General features: G+C 70.8%; 19 protein-coding genes. 17 read left to right on the top strand and 2 right to left on the bottom strand.

Annotation, left to right across the window (positions count from 1 at the left end; all coding sequences use genetic code 11):
- From FK529_RS03845 to FK529_RS03830, 4 genes are all read left to right on the top strand, one after another.
- The gene (locus tag FK529_RS03845) at window positions 1-297 is read left to right on the top strand and encodes a GNAT family N-acetyltransferase (RefSeq protein ID WP_146559708.1); all 297 of its coding nucleotides are present in this window, start codon (window positions 1-3) and stop codon (window positions 295-297) included.
- Between the two features lie 63 nt (window positions 298-360).
- Window positions 361-1,557, top strand: a complete 1,197-nt coding sequence (locus tag FK529_RS03840; protein WP_146559707.1) for a sensor histidine kinase — start codon at window positions 361-363, stop codon at window positions 1,555-1,557.
- Window positions 1,554-2,243, top strand: a complete 690-nt coding sequence (locus tag FK529_RS03835) for a response regulator (protein ID WP_146559706.1) — start codon at window positions 1,554-1,556, stop codon at window positions 2,241-2,243. The genes FK529_RS03840 and FK529_RS03835 overlap by 4 nt, the downstream gene beginning before the upstream one ends.
- 197 nt (window positions 2,244-2,440) lie before the next feature.
- Window positions 2,441-3,685 (top strand): hypothetical protein, encoded by a 1,245-nt coding sequence (locus FK529_RS03830; protein ID WP_500482045.1) that lies wholly within the window; start codon window positions 2,441-2,443, stop codon window positions 3,683-3,685.
- A 16-nt stretch (window positions 3,686-3,701) separates the two neighbouring features.
- Here the strand turns inward: FK529_RS03830 and FK529_RS03825 are convergent, their stop codons facing one another.
- The gene (locus FK529_RS03825; RefSeq protein WP_146560134.1) at window positions 3,702-4,517 is read right to left on the bottom strand and encodes a DUF3109 family protein; all 816 of its coding nucleotides are present in this window, start codon (window positions 4,515-4,517) and stop codon (window positions 3,702-3,704) included.
- Window positions 4,518-4,565: 48 nt separating this feature from the next.
- Between FK529_RS03825 and FK529_RS03820 the strand changes: the two genes are divergently transcribed.
- The 9 genes from FK529_RS03820 (at window position 4,566) to FK529_RS03780 (ending at window position 12,397) form a co-directional block, all read left to right on the top strand.
- Complete coding sequence (locus FK529_RS03820) at window positions 4,566-5,537, top strand: Ppx/GppA family phosphatase (protein ID WP_146559704.1); 972 nt, start codon at window positions 4,566-4,568, stop codon at window positions 5,535-5,537.
- Window positions 5,538-5,685: 148 nt separating this feature from the next.
- A complete protein-coding gene (locus FK529_RS03815) occupies window positions 5,686-6,936 on the top strand; it encodes an Rv0497 family membrane protein (RefSeq protein WP_146559703.1) in 1,251 nt (416 codons plus the stop codon).
- A 14-nt stretch (window positions 6,937-6,950) separates the two neighbouring features.
- A complete protein-coding gene (locus tag FK529_RS03810) occupies window positions 6,951-7,802 on the top strand; it encodes a sugar phosphate isomerase/epimerase family protein (RefSeq protein WP_231702910.1) in 852 nt (283 codons plus the stop codon).
- 43 nt (window positions 7,803-7,845) lie between these two features.
- Window positions 7,846-8,673: a thioesterase family protein gene (locus tag FK529_RS03805; protein WP_146559702.1), complete on the top strand. Its 828-nt coding sequence runs from the start codon at window positions 7,846-7,848 to the stop codon at window positions 8,671-8,673.
- Between the two features lie 46 nt (window positions 8,674-8,719).
- A complete protein-coding gene (gene proC, locus FK529_RS03800; RefSeq protein WP_146559701.1) occupies window positions 8,720-9,529 on the top strand; it encodes a pyrroline-5-carboxylate reductase in 810 nt (269 codons plus the stop codon).
- Between the two features lie 128 nt (window positions 9,530-9,657).
- The gene (locus tag FK529_RS03795; RefSeq protein ID WP_068523814.1) at window positions 9,658-9,903 is read left to right on the top strand and encodes a helix-turn-helix domain-containing protein; all 246 of its coding nucleotides are present in this window, start codon (window positions 9,658-9,660) and stop codon (window positions 9,901-9,903) included.
- Window positions 9,904-10,064: 161 nt separating this feature from the next.
- On the top strand, window positions 10,065-10,166 hold the full coding sequence (locus FK529_RS03790; protein ID WP_003402602.1) for a 30S ribosomal protein bS22: 102 nt from the start codon (window positions 10,065-10,067) through the stop codon (window positions 10,164-10,166).
- A 75-nt stretch (window positions 10,167-10,241) separates the two neighbouring features.
- Window positions 10,242-11,303 (top strand): NAD-dependent epimerase/dehydratase family protein, encoded by a 1,062-nt coding sequence (locus FK529_RS03785; protein WP_146559700.1) that lies wholly within the window; start codon window positions 10,242-10,244, stop codon window positions 11,301-11,303.
- A 26-nt stretch (window positions 11,304-11,329) separates the two neighbouring features.
- Window positions 11,330-12,397 (top strand): lysophospholipid acyltransferase family protein, encoded by a 1,068-nt coding sequence (locus tag FK529_RS03780; RefSeq protein ID WP_146559699.1) that lies wholly within the window; start codon window positions 11,330-11,332, stop codon window positions 12,395-12,397.
- Between the two features lie 40 nt (window positions 12,398-12,437).
- On the opposite strand, the gene FK529_RS03775 is transcribed toward FK529_RS03780, so the two are convergent.
- The gene (locus tag FK529_RS03775) at window positions 12,438-13,325 is read right to left on the bottom strand and encodes an HAD family hydrolase (RefSeq protein WP_146560132.1); all 888 of its coding nucleotides are present in this window, start codon (window positions 13,323-13,325) and stop codon (window positions 12,438-12,440) included.
- 89 nt (window positions 13,326-13,414) lie between these two features.
- Between FK529_RS03775 and FK529_RS03770 the strand changes: the two genes are divergently transcribed.
- From FK529_RS03770 to FK529_RS03755, 4 genes are all read left to right on the top strand, one after another.
- On the top strand, window positions 13,415-13,672 hold the full coding sequence (locus FK529_RS03770; RefSeq protein WP_146559698.1) for a glutaredoxin family protein: 258 nt from the start codon (window positions 13,415-13,417) through the stop codon (window positions 13,670-13,672).
- Window positions 13,673-13,878: 206 nt separating this feature from the next.
- On the top strand, window positions 13,879-15,216 hold the full coding sequence (locus FK529_RS03765; protein WP_146559697.1) for a glutamyl-tRNA reductase: 1,338 nt from the start codon (window positions 13,879-13,881) through the stop codon (window positions 15,214-15,216).
- 1 nt (window position 15,217) lies between these two features.
- Window positions 15,218-16,159: a hydroxymethylbilane synthase gene (hemC, locus tag FK529_RS03760; protein ID WP_193559659.1), complete on the top strand. Its 942-nt coding sequence runs from the start codon at window positions 15,218-15,220 to the stop codon at window positions 16,157-16,159.
- Window positions 16,160-16,185: 26 nt separating this feature from the next.
- A complete protein-coding gene (locus tag FK529_RS03755; RefSeq protein WP_146559696.1) occupies window positions 16,186-17,883 on the top strand; it encodes a bifunctional uroporphyrinogen-III C-methyltransferase/uroporphyrinogen-III synthase in 1,698 nt (565 codons plus the stop codon).
- Window positions 17,884-17,905: the final 22 nt, after the last annotated feature.

Below are 17,905 nucleotides of genomic sequence, written 5' to 3'. Positions count from 1 at the left end.
ATGGCTGAGGTGACTGTGACCAAATCCCCGGAGCAGGAGCGCTACGTGCTCACCGTCGACGGCGAGCAAGCGGGCTTCCTCGACTACGTCGACGAGGTGGACGTGCGACTGCTCACCCATACGGTGGTCGACGCCGAATACGGCGGCAACGGCTATGCGGCCGTGCTGACCAAGACCGCTCTCGACGACATCGTCGCGTCGGGTAAGCAGGGCCGCGCCGTGTGCTCGTACGTTGCGAATTACGTGGCCACGCACCCCGAGTACGCCTCCGTTGTCGAGGTGGACGCCGACCGGTAACTCGTTGTTCACCAACCGTTCCCGATGTGAAGAATCGGTGGAGAACCTGGGTACACTGACCGCGTGACTGTGGCCCTCTGTGTGGTGTTCGCCCTGGCGGGCGCCCTCATCGGATGGTTCGCGCAGCGCCTCCGGCAGCGGGTGACGACCGCCGCCCCGGAGAGCCCGACCCGCATGACGGTGGCCGAGCTGCAGCGGGCGGTGATCCGGGAGTCGCCCACCGGGCTCGTGGTCGTCGACCGCTTCCGCGACGTCATCGCCTTCAATCCCCGCGCCGAGGAGTTCTCGCTAATCCGCGAGCAGCTCCTCGACGACCGCGTCTGGCAGGCCGCCTCCCTGGTACTGGAGACCGGGGCGCCGCGCACCGTCGAACTGACGGTCTCGCGCCGGTCCGACCGGGCGAGCATCGCGGTGCGCTGCCAGGTGGACCTCATCGAAGGTGCCGAGCCCGACGAGCGGTACGCCGTGGTCTACGCCGACGACGACACCGAGAACCAGCGCATGGAGGCCACCCGCCGCGATTTCGTGGCCAACGTCTCGCACGAGCTCAAGACCCCTGTCGGCGCGATCGGCCTGCTCGCCGAGGCGTTGCTGGAATCCGACGACGACCCGGAGGCGGTGCGGCACTTCGGCTCCCGTGTCCTCGTCGAATCGACGCGCATGGGCAACATGGTCAACGAGCTGATCGCGCTCTCCCGCTTGCAGGGCGCGGAGAAGCTGCCCGACCTCGGGAGCGTCGAGGTCGACGACGTGGTCGGCGAGGCCGTGGCCCGCGCCCAGGTCTCCGCCGAGGCGAACAACATCTCCCTCATCGTCGACGAGCCCTCCGGGCTGGAGGTTCGCGGCGACGACACGCTGCTGCTCACTGCGCTGTCGAACCTCATCTCCAATGCGATCGCGTACTCGCCGCAGCACACCCAGGTCTCGATCAGTCGTCGCCTGCGCCCCGCCGCCGGGCCCGACGACGCCGCATCGGTCGAGATCGCGGTCACCGACCGGGGGATCGGCATCGCCGCCGACGATCAGGAGCGCGTCTTCGAGCGCTTCTTCCGCGTCGACAAGGCGCGGTCCAGGATGACGGGCGGGACCGGACTCGGTCTCGCCATCGTCAAACACGTCGCCGCGAACCACGGCGGCACCATTAGGCTCTGGAGCAAGCCGGGCATGGGTTCGACCTTCACGCTGGTGCTGCCGGCGCCGGTCGAGCCGGGCGCGGTACCTGCAGAGCGCAATGACCACAGTGAGGATGTACTGCGGTGACACACGTACTGATCGTCGAGGACGAGGAGTCGCTGGCCGACCCTCTGGCGTTCCTGCTCCGCAAGGAGGGGTTCGAGACCACCGTCGTGACCGACGGTGCCGAGGCCCTGCGGCATTTCGACTCCGCCGGCGCCGACATCGTCCTGCTCGACCTCATGCTGCCCGGCATGAGCGGCACCGACGTGTGCAAGCAGCTGCGGGCCCGCTCGTCCGTGCCGGTCATCATGGTGACCGCGCGCGACAGCGAGATCGACAAGGTCGTGGGTCTCGAACTGGGCGCCGACGACTACGTCACCAAGCCCTACTCGGCCCGGGAGCTCATCGCCCGCATCCGCGCGGTGCTGCGCCGCGGCGCCGACACCGCGGCGGCCGACGGCCTGGACGACGGGGTGCTTGAGGGCGGCCCCGTCCGCATGGACGTCGAGCGGCACGTGGTGACCGTCGGTGGCGAGGCCGTGACTCTGCCGCTCAAGGAGTTCGACCTGCTCGAGTACCTCCTGCGCAACAGTGGCCGCGTGCTCACTCGCGGGCAGCTCATCGACCGCGTCTGGGGCGCCGACTACGTGGGCGACACCAAGACGCTCGACGTTCACGTCAAGCGCCTGCGCGGCAAGATCGAGGCGGATCCGGCCAACCCGAAGCACCTGGTCACCGTCCGCGGCCTCGGCTACAAGCTCGAGCCCTAGTCGCCGCTGGCATTAGTACCCGCGTGCGGTGAGATTCTGCGATGAGGTCCTACCGATGAGTAGGTAGCAGCGGATGCAGTTACCCGTGAGTAGCAAGCATTCGATGCACATGTTTCCGCAGGACGCGTTATGGGCTAGTGCTGTTAAGTTCCGGCAGGCCAGTGCGGCGGGCACATCGGTACGATCCCGGCGTGGGCATGTACGACGTGAACTGCGCCATCACCGGGGTGAGCCTGACGTACACCGAGGCCGCGATGGTAGTCCTCAGCCGGGAGCCGGGCGGCGTCTATCGTCCTGCGGCGCTGCCGATCGTCGGAGACTACGACTACTACGGTGGCATCACTCCGGACGACAGCCGGAACACCGAGCTGATTGCGGCCGGAATCGCGCAGGCGACGAAGTCCGGGAGGTACTGGACGGACGACGGGTGGCCGTCCGGCGGCTGGGATCCGTCCATCCACGACGTCATCAGCAACCTGGTTCGCAACATGTCCGATTGGCTAGGGCTCTACGAGGAGGCTGAGCCGGCCTCGGATTCCGGCACGACGTTCGACGGCGTACCGCTCGTCTTCGCTCTCATCGCCCGCCCCGTGTGGGATGCGATCGTCGATGACGGTCAGGGGGCGATCGACCTCGACCGCGCCTTCATCGAGGTCTTCGGCGACGGGGCGTTGCCGCGTGCGCTGTACGGCTGCGGGGGTGGGGCACCGAGCTCCGAGCTGAAGGCGCTCGCCGCAGTCGACCGTTTCCTCGCCACGCGCGGCATGCGCTGGCAGTCGCATGCGGACGGGCTTGCCGCCGAAGGCTTCGGACGGCAGCACTCGGACGAGGAGATTCTCGCCTGGCTGGGCCGAGCCCGCACCGAATTCGAAGATGACCCTGTGCTGTTCGCCGGGCTCGGCGCATATGAGGCGGATCTGACGGCCTCGATCGCCGAGCTCGAGGAGAGTGGTCCGCCCGCTTCCGCCGAGTCGCGCGATGCGCCGGGCGCGCCTGATGGGGCGAGCCCGTCCGCTGACCTGAGGCCGACCGCGTCTGTCACATGCGGGGTGCACCATCTGAACGGGCTGAGCGCGTGGATGCCGACGTGGTCCGTCGAGACGGATCTGAATGCGCCCAACGGTGAGGCCCAGGCCACTCGCGCGGGGCTGACGGTTCGGGTTACCGGGATGTACCTCGTCACCGCACAGATGCCGTGGGAGGGCGCCTCTGGGGGCGAGAGCCTCATGTGCAAGGTGTACGCCGAGGGGATGCAGATCCTGGAGTCAACGAATATCGCCATGACGTGGGAGAACGTCAGCGTCATCTCCGGCCTCGTTCCACTCACTGCTGGCCAGCGGATCTTCCTGAGTCTCATCCATTCCGGACCCCGCTCCATTGCCGTCGGTGGGCCGATCCAGGGCGGGGTGCAGGCGCGCCTGGCCATGACCAGGATGGCGTAGAGCCGATAAAGGCGGGCTACAGCTCCACGTACTTCATGTCGAAGGACTGCCGCTCCGTCGCGGCGGCGGTAGCGGGGTGCACGGCGACCAGGCGGTCCTGGCGCGCCGCGCACTCGCGGGCCAACGCGGCGTACGCCTCCTCGCCGAGCAGCTCGGTGAGCTCGGGAGCGTAGCTCTGCCACACCTGCTGCGCGCCGACGTGCGCCTCGGGTGAGCCCGTGCAGTACCACTGCAGGTCGAGGCCGCCGGCGCCCCAGCCGCGCCGGTCGTACTCGCCGATCGTCGTGCGCAGGATCTGCTCCCCGTCGGGCCGCTCGATCCACTCCTGGGTGCGCCGGACGGGCAGCTGCCAGCAGACATCGGGCTTGACGGTCAGCGGCTCCACGCCGGTCCGCAGGGCCATGGCGTGCAGGGCGCATCCCTCCCCGCCCGGGAACCCCGGCCGGTTCAGGAAGATGCAGGCACCGTCGTACCGGCGCGTCCGCAGGGCGGGCTCGTCGTCGAGGTCGTCCTCCTCGAGGTAGCCCTTCTTCCCCAGTCCCTTACCGCGGAACTGCCAATCGTCGTCGGTGAGCTCGGCGACGGCCTTCTTCAGGCGCTTGCGGTCGTCGGTGTCGGAGAGGAACGCGCCGTGGCTGCAGCAGCCGTCCGTGTCGCGGCCCGGCTCGATCCCGTGGCACGACGCGGTGCCGAACATGCACGTCCAGTAGGAGAGCAGCCACGTCAGGTCCGCGGCGATCAGGTGCCGGGGATCGGCGGGATCGATGAATTCCAGCCACTCGCGCGGGAAGTCCAGGGGGACTTCCGGGACGGGACGCCGCACGCCGGGCATCGGAAGGTCGGTCACAGGGGCCACCGTAGTCGGGTCTAGATTGGCGGGGTGAGATTGGGAGTCCTCGACATCGGGTCCAATACGGTGCACCTACTCGTGGTCGACGCCCACTGGGGCGCGCATCCGACGCCGATGAGCTCGACGAAGGCCACGTTACGGCTCGCCGAGAAGATCGAGCCCAGCGGCCGGCTCAGCCAGGCCGGCGAGGACGCCCTCGTCGACTCCGTCGAGGAGTTCACCAGGATCGCGCGCAGCTCCGGCTGCTCCGAGGTGATGGCCTTCGCGACCTCCGCGGTCCGCGACGCCAGCAACACCGACACCGTGTTGGCGCACGTCAGGGAGGCCACCGGCGTCGTCGTCGAGGTGCTCTCCGGCGCCGACGAGTCCCGACTTACCGCGCTCGCGGTGCGCCGCTGGTACGGCTGGAGCGTGGGCCGCGTGCTCAACATCGACATCGGCGGCGGCTCGCTCGAGATGAGCAACGGTGTCGACGAGGAGCCGGACGTCGCGCTCTCGCTGCCGCTGGGCGCCGGCCGGATCACCCGCGAATGGCTGCCCGACGATCCGCCCGGGCGCCGCCGCGTCGCCATGATGCGCGACTGGCTCGACGCCGAGATCGCCCCCGCCGCTGCCCAACTGCAGGCCGCCGGCACCCCCGACCTCGTCGCGGGAACGTCGAAGACGATGCGCACACTCGCCCGCCTCACGGGCTCGGCGCCCTCGTCGGCCGGACCGCGGGTCAAGCGCACGCTGACCGCGCGCGGACTGAGCCAGCTCATCGCCTTCATCAGCCGGATGACGGAGGCCGACCGTCGCGAGCTGGACGGGCTCAGCTCCGACCGTGCGGGACAGATCGTCGCCGGCGCGCTGATCGCCGAGGCCGCGATGCGGGCGATGAAGGTCGAGGAGCTCGACATCTGCCCGTGGGCCCTGCGCGAGGGCGTGATCCTGCGGTATCTGGATACCCAGGCCGGCTTCACGCCGAGAGCAGTGGTTAAGCTCAATAAAGGCGCGAAGTAACATAATGGACCGCCGCGCGTGCCGCCACGGATGCGCCACGGTGTACAAGTAGAATCTTCTGAGACCACACAGGGCGTGAGTGGCGGATGTGACAACTCCGCCACGCGCAGCGCCCACGAGGGCGACGAGCCATAGGACGGTGACGTGCATGAGCGAGGAGCGAAGGATTTCGCTGGCGGAGCTGCTCGCCAGAGACGGCGACACCCCGCCCCCGCCGGCGGGCGGACGCCGCCGACGTCATCGCGGCGGCGAGAACTCGATCACCGTCGCCGAGCTGACCGGCGAGATCCCGGTCGTCCGCGACGACACGCCTCCGCCGGACGCCGTCGACGCCGCTGAGCAGGCGGCCCCCGTCGAGCAGGCAGCGCAGGAGGCCCCGCAGCGGCCGGCCGCCCCGGTGCAGCCGGCGGCGTACCAGCAGGTCGCCGACACCGTCGAGCCTCAGCCCGAGGCCGCGGCGCCCGCGGCCCCGGCTGTCGAGCCCGATCCAGCGCCGCAGCAGGAGCAGGACGACGAGCCGGTCACCTCGTCCTTCCTGGCCGCGGCCGTCGCCGATGCCGGTGCCTCCGCCGCGCCCGCGCAGCCGGAGCCCGAGGCTTCCGCCGCTGACGAGGCCGCCGACGGCGCCCAGGCGCCCGCACCGCGCCGCGGGCTGTTCCGCCGCGGACGGGGCGCGCAGGCTCCTGCGGCGTCGCAGGAGCCGGAGGCCACGCCGCAGGCCGACGACTTCGCCGCCCCGGCCGAGTCGGCCGACGCGGCCGACGTCGCGCCCGCCCAAGCCGCACAGTCGCAGCAGGACCAGGACTTCGCCTGGTCGCGCTGGGATCAGGCCGACGCCCCGATCATGGCGACCGCCGACTTCAACACCGCTCAGGTCCGCGAGCGGCAGTCCCGGTTCGCCGAGGTCGAGTCCGAGGACACCGTCGACGTCAAGCCCGTCCCCGGGCCGGACCCGGACGTACGCGAGGCCGCCGCAGTGCCCGCGACGCCCGATACCGCGGCGCTGAGCGCCCAGCGGTTCGACGACGGGCCCGCCGGATCCACCACCCCCGACTTCCTCACGAAGCCGGGCGACGCCGAGGACACCGACGAGGACTCCGACGAGCAGGTCGAGCCGAAGGGCAAGGGCCGCGGCTGGCTCGCCCTCGTCGCCGAGGTCGTGCTCGGCCTGGTGGCCGGTGCCGGCTTGTTCTTCGGCTTCTTCAAGCTGTGGAACTGGGGCGGCGGCTGGCCGACCATCGCGCTGACCGTCGTGCTGGCGTTCATCGTGATCATCGGCATCGTCACCTTCACGCACTACCTGCGCAAGACCACCGATTACCTCACCCTAGGACTCGCGCTGTTCGTGGGCCTGGTGATCACTTTCGGCCCGCTGCTGATGGCGCTCGGCTCGAGCTGAGTACGCTCAGCGGCGTGAGCGGGATTCCGGTCGGACTGTCGACGGCCTCGGTCTATCCCGAGAAGCTCGAGGACGCCTTCCGGTACGCCGCGGAGACCGGCTACGACGGGGTCGAGCTCATGGTCTGGCACGAGTCGGCGAGCCAGGACATCGCGAACGTCGCCGGCCTGTCGATGCGCTACGACGTTCCGGTGCTGTCCGTCCACGCGCCCTGCCTGCTCATCAGCCAGCGCGTGTGGGGCCCCGACCCCATGGCGAAGCTCGGTCGCGCGGTGACGGCGGCGGAGGACCTGGGCGCCGACACCGTCGTGGTGCACCCGCCCTTCCGCTGGCAGCGGCGCTACGCCGAGAACTTCATCGACCTCGTCAGTGAGCTCGAGGACGGCAGCCACGTCGCGGTCGCCGTGGAGAACATGTTCCCGATGCGGCTCGACGCCTTCTTCGGGCGCCGCGGCGAGGCTGCCGAGCGGCTCAAGCGGCGCGGTCACCCGGGCACCGCCGTCTCGGCGTTCGCACCGTCGATCGACCCGACGGACGTGGGCTACGCGAATTACACCCTGGACCTCTCGCATACCGCGACCGCGGGGGTCGACGCCCTCGAGCTCATGGATCGGATGGGTGACGGGCTGCGGCACCTGCACCTCACGGACGGCCTCGGCGCGGCCGTCGACGAGCATCTCGTGCCCGGCCGCGGCACCCAACCGGCCGCGGAGGTGTGCCGTCGGCTCGCCGCGTCGGGCTTCGACGGGCATGTGATTCTGGAGATCGCGACGGGCTCGGCGAAGACGCCGGAGGAGCGACGTGCGATGCTCACGGAGGCGCTGGAATTCGCGCGGGAGCACCTGCGCGCCGACCCGGTCGCCTGACGTCGAGCGCCCGCGCGGGTGCCCGGGTAAGGAGAGCGCACAGATGGCCTCGTTCGCGGACCTCGTCTCCGTCGCGAAAGCCGCCGGCGGGTACACCGCCGACATCGATCCCACCTGGACGGTGGGCAGCAAGGTGCATGGCGGCGCGCTCCTCGCCGTCCTCGCCTCGGCGGCGCGAACCGCCTACCTCGACGACGGGGGAGAACCCGACGCCGCGCCCGTGGTGATCTCCGCGGAGTACCTCGGCGCGCCCGACCCCGGCCACATCGAGCTGCGCACCGACGTGCGTAAACGCGGCCGCACCACCTCCTTCGTCACCGTCGAGGCCGTGCAGGGCGACCGCGTCTACGTGCAGGCCGCAGTGACCCTCGCGCGCCGCGACGCGGGCGAGGAGCGCTACGCCGAGCCCCTCCCGGTGGACGCGATGCCGCCCACGCCGCCCGCGGATGCGCTCGCGTGGGATCCGGAGCATCCGGCGGCCAAAATCTTCAAGGTCGGGCGCGTCGCCGAGGTGCGGTACGACGCGTCGACGCTGCCCGTGATCGAGGGGCGCACCGGCCCCGCCGAGACCCGCGGCTGGGTGCGGCTGCGCGAAGAGCCCCTCTCGGGCCTGTTCGCACTGCTGGCCACCGATATCTCGCTGCCGGTGGTCGCGAACCTCGGCGGCATCGGCTGGGCGCCCACGATCACGCTGACCGCGTCGGTGCGACGCGAGCCCGTGGACGGCTGGCTGCGGTTCCGGGCGTCCGCGCCCGTCGTCGGGCAGCGGTGGTTCGAGGAGGATCACGTGCTGGTCGACGAGTCCGGGCACGTCGTCGCGACGTCCCGGCAGCTGGCGATGGTGCCGGCGCCGCGGCCGCCGGAATCCTGAGCCCCGAGGTCACCGAGCCCTGAAGAACCGAGCGAGGAGTACGAAGATGGATGGTCGGATCACGCTGATCGGCGGCGGACGGATCGGCGAGGCCCTGCTGGGCGGCCTGATCGCCGCCGGGCACGAGCCCGGCGCGCTGACGGTGGCCGAGCCCCACGAGGGCCGCGGCGGCGAACTGGTCGAGCGGTACGGGGTGTCGACGGTGACGACCGTCGGCGAAGCGGTCGACGGCGCGGACCTCGTAGTGATCGCCGTCAAGCCCGACGTGGTGACCGCGATCCTGCCTCAGATCGCCACCACGCTGCGTCCGGGTGCCGTGGTGGCCTCGGTGGCCGCGGGCGTGCCCACGGCCGTCTACGAGGCCGCTCTGCCCGCCGGGACGCCCGTCGTGCGCGTCATGCCCAACACGGCGATGCTCGTCGGCAGGTCGATGAGCGGGATCTCGGGCGGGCGGGACGCGACCGAGGCGCACGTGACGCAGGTGCGGGAGGTCATGGACGCGGTGGGCCAGACCCTCGTCGTGCCCGAGGCGAAGCTCGACGCGCTCACGGCGTTGTCCGGCTCCGGGCCCGCCTATGCCTTCCTCGTCGCCGAGGCGCTGATCGACGCCGGTGTGGATCTGGGGCTCACCCGGGACCAGGCGACGACCCTCGCGACGCAGACGATCGCGGGTGCGGGTGCACTAATGGTTGAGACTTCCTCGTCGCCCGTGGAGCTCCGGGCGGCGGTGACTTCTCCGGGCGGCACGACGGCGGCCGCGATCCGCGAGCTGGAGAAAAATGGCCTCCGAACTGCGTTTTACGCAGCGACGAGGGCGTGCGCCGAGCGATCGGCTGAGCTCGGTCGCCTCGCGTAGAAGGTTCGGTTAGCTCACTCCCGTCGCATTATTCCCATTGGTACCGCTAAGCTGCTCGAAGCACGTGCGTGTCAGGTCCGCCGGAGGGGAAGCCGGCGGCGCGACACGTGCCGGAGGTTAGGGATTACATGGCGTCTGCAAATAAGAACACGAAGCCCGCCGAGATCGGTGCCGGGGCCCAGGCTCCCCAGGCCGCCGGCTCGTCGTTCCTGACGGTGGCCGAGGTCGCCACCCTCATGCGGGTGTCGAAGATGACGGTCTACCGCCTGGTGCACAACGGGGAGCTCCCCGCGGTCCGCGTGGGCCGGTCCTTCCGGGTTCACGAGAAGGCCGTCCACGACTACCTGCAGACCTCGTTCTTCGACGCCGGCTAGGCCACGTCGGACAGCTCCAGCGGCAGTGGCGGCACGGGCGGATTTCGCCTGGGCCACCGCGACGGGTAAAGTAGAAGCCTGCTGCGTGGACGCGGGGGCTCATCGGTACCCGGCCGCCGCGCACCGGACATGGCAATTCGATAGAGAGACGTGAGGAACCCATGGGTTCAGTGATCAAGAAGCGCCGCAAGCGCATGTCGAAGAAGAAGCACCGCAAGCTGCTCCGCCGCACTCGAGTGCAGCGTAGAAAACTCGGCAAGTAGGCCTTCTGGTCACACTTTCATGAGAGCCCGCCCAGGATCTGGGCGGGCTCTCGTGTTTCCGGTTACTCTTCAGTAATGAGTGAGTCGGTGGTCACAGCGCCGCGCGTCGTCATGGTGACGGGCGCGTCGACCTTCGTGGGCGGCTACCTCGTGCGCCGGCTCGCGCAGCGTCCCGACATCGAGCGCGTGATCGGCGTGGACGCCGTCCCGCCGACAAAGGCGATGCACCGGCGGATGGAGCCCGCGGAATTCATCCGTGTCGACTACCGCAGTCACATCTTCGGCAAGATCATGGCGACCAATGAGGTCGACACCGTCGTGCACTGCTCGACATCGGTCACCGATAACCACTTCCCGTCCGCGTCCACCAAGGACGCGATCGTCTTCGGCTCCATGCGGGTGTTCGCCGCGTGCCAGAAGTCGGAGACGGTGAAGCTGGTCGTGATGCGCTCGTCGACCCAGGTGTACGGCTCCCGCTCGCGCAACCCCGCCCTCGTCACCGAGGATCTGGTGAGCGGCAGCGCGGCCAGCGGACACCCGCGTGATCTGCTCGACGCCGAGGCGTACGCCCGCAGCATGGCCCGCCGCCGCAGCGACATCGACCTCACGATTCTGCGTCTCGCGCCCATCCTCGGCCCCAACATCGAGACGCTGCTCGGCTCGCTGTTCGAGCGGCCCGTCGTGCCGTCGATCATCGGCCGTGACGCGCGGCTGCAACTGTTGCACCAGGACGACGCCCTGGGCGCCCTCGAGCACGCGGTGGTGGCGGGAAAGCCCGGCACCTACAACATCGCGGGCGACGGTGCGATCTCGATGTCGCAGGCCATCCGCCTTGCGGGGCGCGTGCCGCTGCCGGTCACGAATCCCGCCTTCGGCCCGGCCGTCGCGGCGATCCGCGGCCGGGGCCGCGGCACCACCGACAAGGTGCAGCTCGCGTATCTCAGCTTCGGCAACGCCTTCGACACCACCCGGATGCGGGCGGAGCTCGGCTTCGAGCCGCGCTTCACCACGCGGCAGGCGATGGAAGACGCCGCACGCCACGGGCGCGCAGAACCTACAATCGGTGTGGACTCGATCGTGGCCGTCGAGCAGCGGGTCGCCTCGCTAGCACGACGGTTCGCGGGAATCGCTCCTTGAGCACGGCACGGCTGGACGGTAGACACATGACCAACGCTTCAGGCTCACAGCACGCGAAGGTGCTGCAGCTGCCCGTGTCCATTGACACCGCTCGCACCGAGGGGCGCGAGCGCGCGCAGCAGCGGCATCCGTCCGCGCTCACCGGCACCCCGGCGTCCGCCGCCCCGCGGCGCGACGCCACGGTGCACGCCCTCAACCCCGACTACATCGCCGCCGCGCAGCCCGACGAGCCCGGCCCGGGCTGGCGCGAGCGCGCCGCGGAGTCGGTGGCCGACGGTGCCGCCTTCGTCCGCGAGCGGCTCACCGGCGACTACGACATCGACTCCTTCGGTTTCGACCCGCACCTCACCGACGCGCTGTTCCTCCCGGCGCTGCGGCCCGTCTACGACAAGTGGTTCCGCGTGGATTCCACCGGCGCCGAGAACCTGCCCCGCGAGGGCGGCGCGCTGCTCGTGGCGAACCACTCGGGCGTCATCCCCCTCGACGGGTTGATGTCGGCGGTCGCGGTGCACGACAACCACCCCGACGCGCGGCACCTGCGCCTGCTGGCCGCCGACCTGACCTTCGAGTACCCGTTCATCGGCGAGGTCGCGCGCAAGCTGGGCGCGACCGTCGCCTGCAACGCGGACGCAGAGGCCCTGCTCACCCGCGGCGAACTCGTCGCCGTGTGGCCGGAGGGCTTCAAGGGCATCGGCAAGCTCTACCGCGACCGGTACAAGCTGCAGCGCTTCGGCCGCGGCGGCTTCGTGACCGCCGCGATCCGCGCGCAGGTCCCGATCATTCCCGTGTCCATCGTGGGCGCCGAGGAGATCTATCCGATGCTCGCCGACGTGAAGCCCGTCGCACGCCTGCTGGGCCTGCCGTACGCGCCGATCACGCCGCTGTTCCCGTGGCTCGGCCCGCTCGGCATGATCCCGTTGCCGTCGAAGTGGCACATCGAGTTCGGCGAGCCCATCGCCACGGATCGCTTCACCGAGGCGGACGCCGACGACCCCATGGTCGTCTTCGAGCTCACCGACAACGTTCGCGAGACCATTCAGCAGTCGCTGTACCGCATCCTCGCGCGCCGCAAGAACATCTTCCAGGACTTCTGACCCGACGGGGGCGGTCGGGTGGCGGCCGCCGGTGATCGGCCTAGTCGTCGCTGAAGTGCTTGATCAGCGCCGCGGCACCGCCCACGGCCATGCCGACGCCGATGGCGGTGGGGACGCCGATCTTGGCCGCCTTGCGGCCGGTCCGGTAGTCGCGGATCTCCCAGCCCCGCACGCGCGCGACGTCGCGCAGGTCGGAGTCCGGGTTGATCGCCACGGCGGTGCCCACCAGGGAGAGCATCGGCACGTCGTTGTGCGAATCGCTGTAGGCGGTGCAGCGCTTGAGGTTCAGGCCCTCGCGGATCGCCAGTGAGCGGACGGCGTGCGCTTTGCCGAGGCCGTGCAGGATGTCGCCGACGAGCTTGCCGGTGAACACCCCGTCCTGCGACTCCGCCACCGTGCCGAGCGCACCCGTGAGCCCGAGCCGGTCAGCGATGGTCTGCGCCAGCTCGACCGGGGTGGCCGTCACGAGCCACACCTGCTGGCCGGCGTCGAGGTGCATCTGCGCCAGCGCGCGCGTCCCGGGCCAGATCTTGTCGGCGATGATCTCGTCGTAGATCTCCTCGCCGACGGTCTTGAGCTCCTCGGTGGACCGGCCGGCGATGAAGGACAGTGCCTTCTCCCGCCCGGCGGCCACGTCGTCGCTGTTCTCCTTGCCCGTGAACCGGAACTTGGCCTGCGCCCACACGGCCGAGGCCAGGTCGGAGTAGGAGAAGTACTTGCGCGCGGCGAGGCCGCGGGCGAAGTGCACGATCGACGCGCCCTGCACCATCGTGTTGTCGACGTCGAAGAAGGCGGCCGCGGTCAGATCGGGCGGCACCTGGCCGTCCTCGCGGCCCTCCTTCTCGAGCAGCAGCGAATGAGCCGCGTCCGCGCTCGCCTCGCCCGCGGCACTCTGCCGTTGTTCATCGGCGTTGGCCTGGTCGGACAAGGGCACCTCCCCACTCGCGTGATCCCACGTGCGTGATGTCCCCTCAACCTTAGCGGCGCGCGCCGCGCTCGGGGTGGGACACTCGGCACATGTCCGTGATCACGCTGCTCACCAGGGAGGGGTGCGGGATGTGTGCCCGCGCCCACGACGAGCTCACCGCGCTCGTCGAGGAACTCCGCGCCGCCGAACGCCCCGTCGAGTACCGGCAGCTGGACGTCGACGCGCCCGGCAACACCGAGTATCGCGGGGAGTACGGCGACATGCTGCCCGTGGTCCTGCTCGACGAGGCCGTGCACAGCTACTGGGACGTGGATGCCGCAGGACTGCGGGCGGAACTCGGCCCGTGAGTGGTCCGCGCCCGTTCGGAGCGTGCGCTCCGCAGGCCCGGGCCGATATCCTGGGCTGAACGATCCGCGCGGGTGATCCCCGTCACCTCTGCGGGTGAGGCGAGGCTGTGCGCGTTTTCCCATTTCAGGGGATGCGAGGTACGGTGCCTTAACGGGAAACTACGGACCGTAGTTCTCCCGTCATGATCTTCGAAGGAGCGTCGAGGGTGTCGGTTCTGCTGTTCGGCGCGTCGCACCGCAGTGCGCCGGTGTCGATCCTCGAGAAGCTGGCGATCACCGAGACCGACCGTCCCAAGGTGCTGGCGCAGCTCATGGAGTCGCCGCACATCGACGAGGTCATGGTCGTCACCACGTGCAACCGCGTCGAGATCTACGCCGTCGTCGAGGCCTTCCACCCCGCGCTGGAAGCCGTCTCCGATGTCCTCTCCGCCCGCTCGGGCCTCACGATCAACGAGCTCAGCAAGCACGCCTTCGTGCGCTACTCCGAGGCCGCGGTCCAGCACCTGTTCTCCGTGGCCTCGGGCCTCGATTCGATGGTCGTCGGCGAGCAGCAGATCCTCGGCCAGATCCGCGGCGCCTACGCCGCCTCCGACGAGCACAGGGTCGCGGGCCGCGTCGTCCACGACCTCGCGCAGCGCGCCCTGCACGTGGGTAAGCGCGTACACACCGACACCGGCATCGACAAGGCCGGCGCCTCCGTCGTCTCCGTCGCCCTCGATCGCGCGCAGGCCATCCTCCGGGCGCAGGGCGGCTCGTTGCAGCGCGCCGTCGTCGTGGGCGCGGGCGCCATGGGCGGCCTCGGTGTCGCGCACCTGGCCCGCGCCTGCGTCGTCGACGTGACCGTCGCCAACCGCACCGAGGACAAGGCGGCGCGGCTCGCGCAGGCTGCCCTCGACGCCGGGGTCGACGATGCGCGGTCCATCCCCATGGAAGGCCTCGTCGCCGCCCTCGCCGACGCCGACGTGCTCATCGCGTGCACCGGGGCCGTCGGCAGCGTCGTCAGCCTCGCCGACGTGCACTCCGCGCTGGCGCAGCGCACCGTCGGCACCGATCTGGTGGTGTGCGACCTGGGCCTGCCCCGGGACGTGGACCCGGCCGTCGCCGGCCTGCCCGGCGTGGCCGTCATCGACATCGACGCGCTCTCCCGCGAGCCGGGCACCCAGGCCGCGGAGGAGGATGCCGAGAACGCCCGCCGGATCGTCTCCGACGAGCTGGCCGAGTACCTCTCCGCGCAGCGCTCGGCCGAGGTCACGCCGACGGTGACGGCGCTGCGTCGCCGCGCCGCCGAGGTGGTGGAAGCCGAACTGCTGCGGCTGGATTCGCGTCTTCCGGGCCTGGAGGGCGCGGACCGGGACGAGGTGGCGCAGACGGTGCGCCGCGTCGTCGACAAGCTCCTGCACGCCCCGACGGTGCGCGTCAAGCAACTGGCCGCCACTCCGGGGGGCGACTCCTACGCGGAGGCGCTGCGCGAGCTCTTCGAACTCAAACCGGGCGCTACGGGCGCCGTCTCCGCGACCGAAGGATCCGACGACCGAAGTGTCTGAAGTGACCTCCACCCCGATTCCCGACCTCATCCGCATCGGCACCCGCGGCTCGCTGCTGGCGACGACGCAGGCCGGCACCGTGCGCGACGCCCTGATCGCGGCGGGCCACCCCGCCGAGCTGGTCATCGTGGCCACGCCGGGCGACCTGAGCTCCGATCCGGTCGAGAAGATCGGGGTGGGCGTGTTCACCTCCGCGCTGCGCGACGCGCTCGCGAACGGCGAGGTCGACGTGGCCGTGCACTCGTACAAGGACCTGCCCACCGCGCCCGACGAGCGGCTCTCGATGCCCGCCGTGCCGCCCCGCGAGGACGCGCGCGACGCCCTCGTGGCGCGCGACGGCCTGGTGCTCGGGGAGCTGCCGGCGGGGTCGGTGATCGGTACCTCCAGCCCGCGGCGAGCCACGCAGCTTAACGCACTGGGTCTGGGTTTGGAAATCCGCCCCCTACGAGGCAATCTTGACTCTCGGTTACGCAAAGTAGCGGACGGCGAACTCGACGCGATCGTGGTCGCCCTCGCCGGACTCAAGCGGATCGGTCGCCACAACGAGGTGACGGAGGCGCTGGATCCGGTGCAGATGCTGCCGGCGCCCGCACAGGGCGCGCTCGCGGTGGAGTGCCGACGCGACGATGCGGAACTGCATTCCGTGCTCTCCGGCCTGGACGATCCGGTCACGCGCGCGGCGGTCACCGCCGAGCGCGCCCTCCTCGCCGAGCTGGAGGCCGGGTGTACCGCACCCGTCGGTGCGATCGCGGAAGTCGTCGAATCCCTCGACGACGACGGTCGGATCTTCGAGGAGCTGTCGTTGCGCGGCATCGCGCTCGCGGCGGACGGCTCCGATTCGGTCCGCGCCTCCGTGGTCGGTCCGGTGGGTGACGCCGGCGCGCTGGGCATCGCGCTGGCACGGGAGCTGCTCGACCTGGGCGCACGCGACCTGCTCGCGTAGCACCCGCAACTACTGGGAGCCGATACATGAGCCGCACTGCACAGTCCGCGAAGGCCGACACCGAGACGGTGTCCACCCGCGGCGCCGCGAAGTCGAACAAGCCCGCCCGGGGCCGGGCGGTGGCACCGGGCCGCATCACCTTCGTGGGATCCGGACCGGGTGATCCAGGGCTCCTCACCCTGCGCGCTGAGCAGACTATCGCGGGCGCCCGGACGGTCTACACCGACCCCGACGTTCCGCAGGCGGTCATCGACATGGTGGGTACGGCGCTGCCGCCCGAGCCCGTCGAGGCCGACGAGGACGCCGCCGAGACGGCCGCGAAGGGCCGCAAGGGCGAGCCCGCCGTGCGTAACCCCGCCACCGTCGCGCCCGCGCTGGGCGAGCCCGCGGAGGTCGCCAAGACCCTGCTGGCGCAGGCCCGCCACGGCCTCGACGTCGTGCGCCTCGTCGCCGGCGATCCGCTGTCGTCCGACGCGGTGCTCGCCGAGGTCAACGCCGTGGCCCGCACGCAGATCGCCTTCGAGATCGTCCCGGGCCTGGCGCCCGCGACCGCCGTCCCCACCTACGCCGGTATGGCGCTGGGCTCGGCGCACACCGAGGCCGACGTGCGCGGCGAGGTCGACTGGGCGGCGCTGGCCGCGGCCCCGTCGCCCCTGGTCCTGAGCGCGACCGCCGAGCACCTCGCCGACACCGCCTCCGCGCTGGTCGAGAACGGCCTCGCTCCGCAGACCCCGGTCGCCGTCACCGCGCAGGGCTCCACCTGCAAGCAGAAGACCGTCGAGGCGACCCTCGCCACGCTGAACGAGGCCGGGGCGGGCCTGCCGGGCCCGCTCGTGGTCACCGTCGGCAAGGTCGTGGGCCAGCGGAACAAGCTCTCCTGGTGGGAGTCGCGCGCGCTGTACGGCTGGACCGTGCTCGTGCCCCGCACCAAGGACCAGGCCGCCGAGATGTCGAACCGGCTGCGTGCCCACGGCTCCATCCCGATGGAAGTCCCGACCATCGCGGTCGAGCCGCCCCGCAGCCCCGCGCAGATGGAGCGCGCGGTCAAGGGCCTCGTCGACGGCCGCTACCAGTGGGTGGTCTTCACCTCAACGAACGCCGTGCGCGCCGTCTGGGAGAAGTTCATCGAGTTCGGCCTGGACGCCCGCGCCTTCTCCGGCGTGAAGATCGCGTGCGTCGGCGAGCAGACCGCGGCCAAGGTCCGCGCCTTCGGCGTCGAGCCGGAGCTGCTGCCGACGGGCGAGCAGTCCAGCCTGGGCATGCTCGAGGTCTTCCCGCCCTTCGACGACGTCTTCGACCCGGTCAACCGCGTCCTGCTGCCGCGCGCCGACATCGCTACCGAGACCCTCGCCGAGGGCCTGCGCGACCGGGGCTGGGAGATCGACGACGTGACCGCGTACCGCACGGTGCGCGCCGCGCCGCCGCCCGCAGCGACCCGCGACATGATCAAGTCCGGCGACTTCGACGCGGTCTGCTTCACCTCCAGCTCGACGGTGCGCAACCTGGTCGGCATCGCCGGCAAGCCGCACGCCCGCACCATCGTCGCGTGCATCGGCCCGAAGACGGCCGAGACCGCGATCGAGTTCGGCCTGCGGGTGGACGTGCAGCCGGAGACCGCGTCGGTGGAGGCGCTCGTGGAGGCCCTCGCCGCACACGCCTCGCAGCTCCGCGCGGAGGGTGCCCTGCCCCCGCCGCGGAAGAAGCCGCGTCGCTCGCGGAGCTGACGCGGCCCGATCGCCTCGCTCC

Source organism: Tsukamurella asaccharolytica (assembly GCF_007858435.1).
Classification (GTDB): Bacteria; Actinomycetota; Actinomycetes; order Mycobacteriales; family Mycobacteriaceae; genus Tsukamurella; species Tsukamurella asaccharolytica.
Note: the sequence above shows the minus strand (reverse complement) of the source record. Positions and strands in the feature narration are given on the sequence as shown.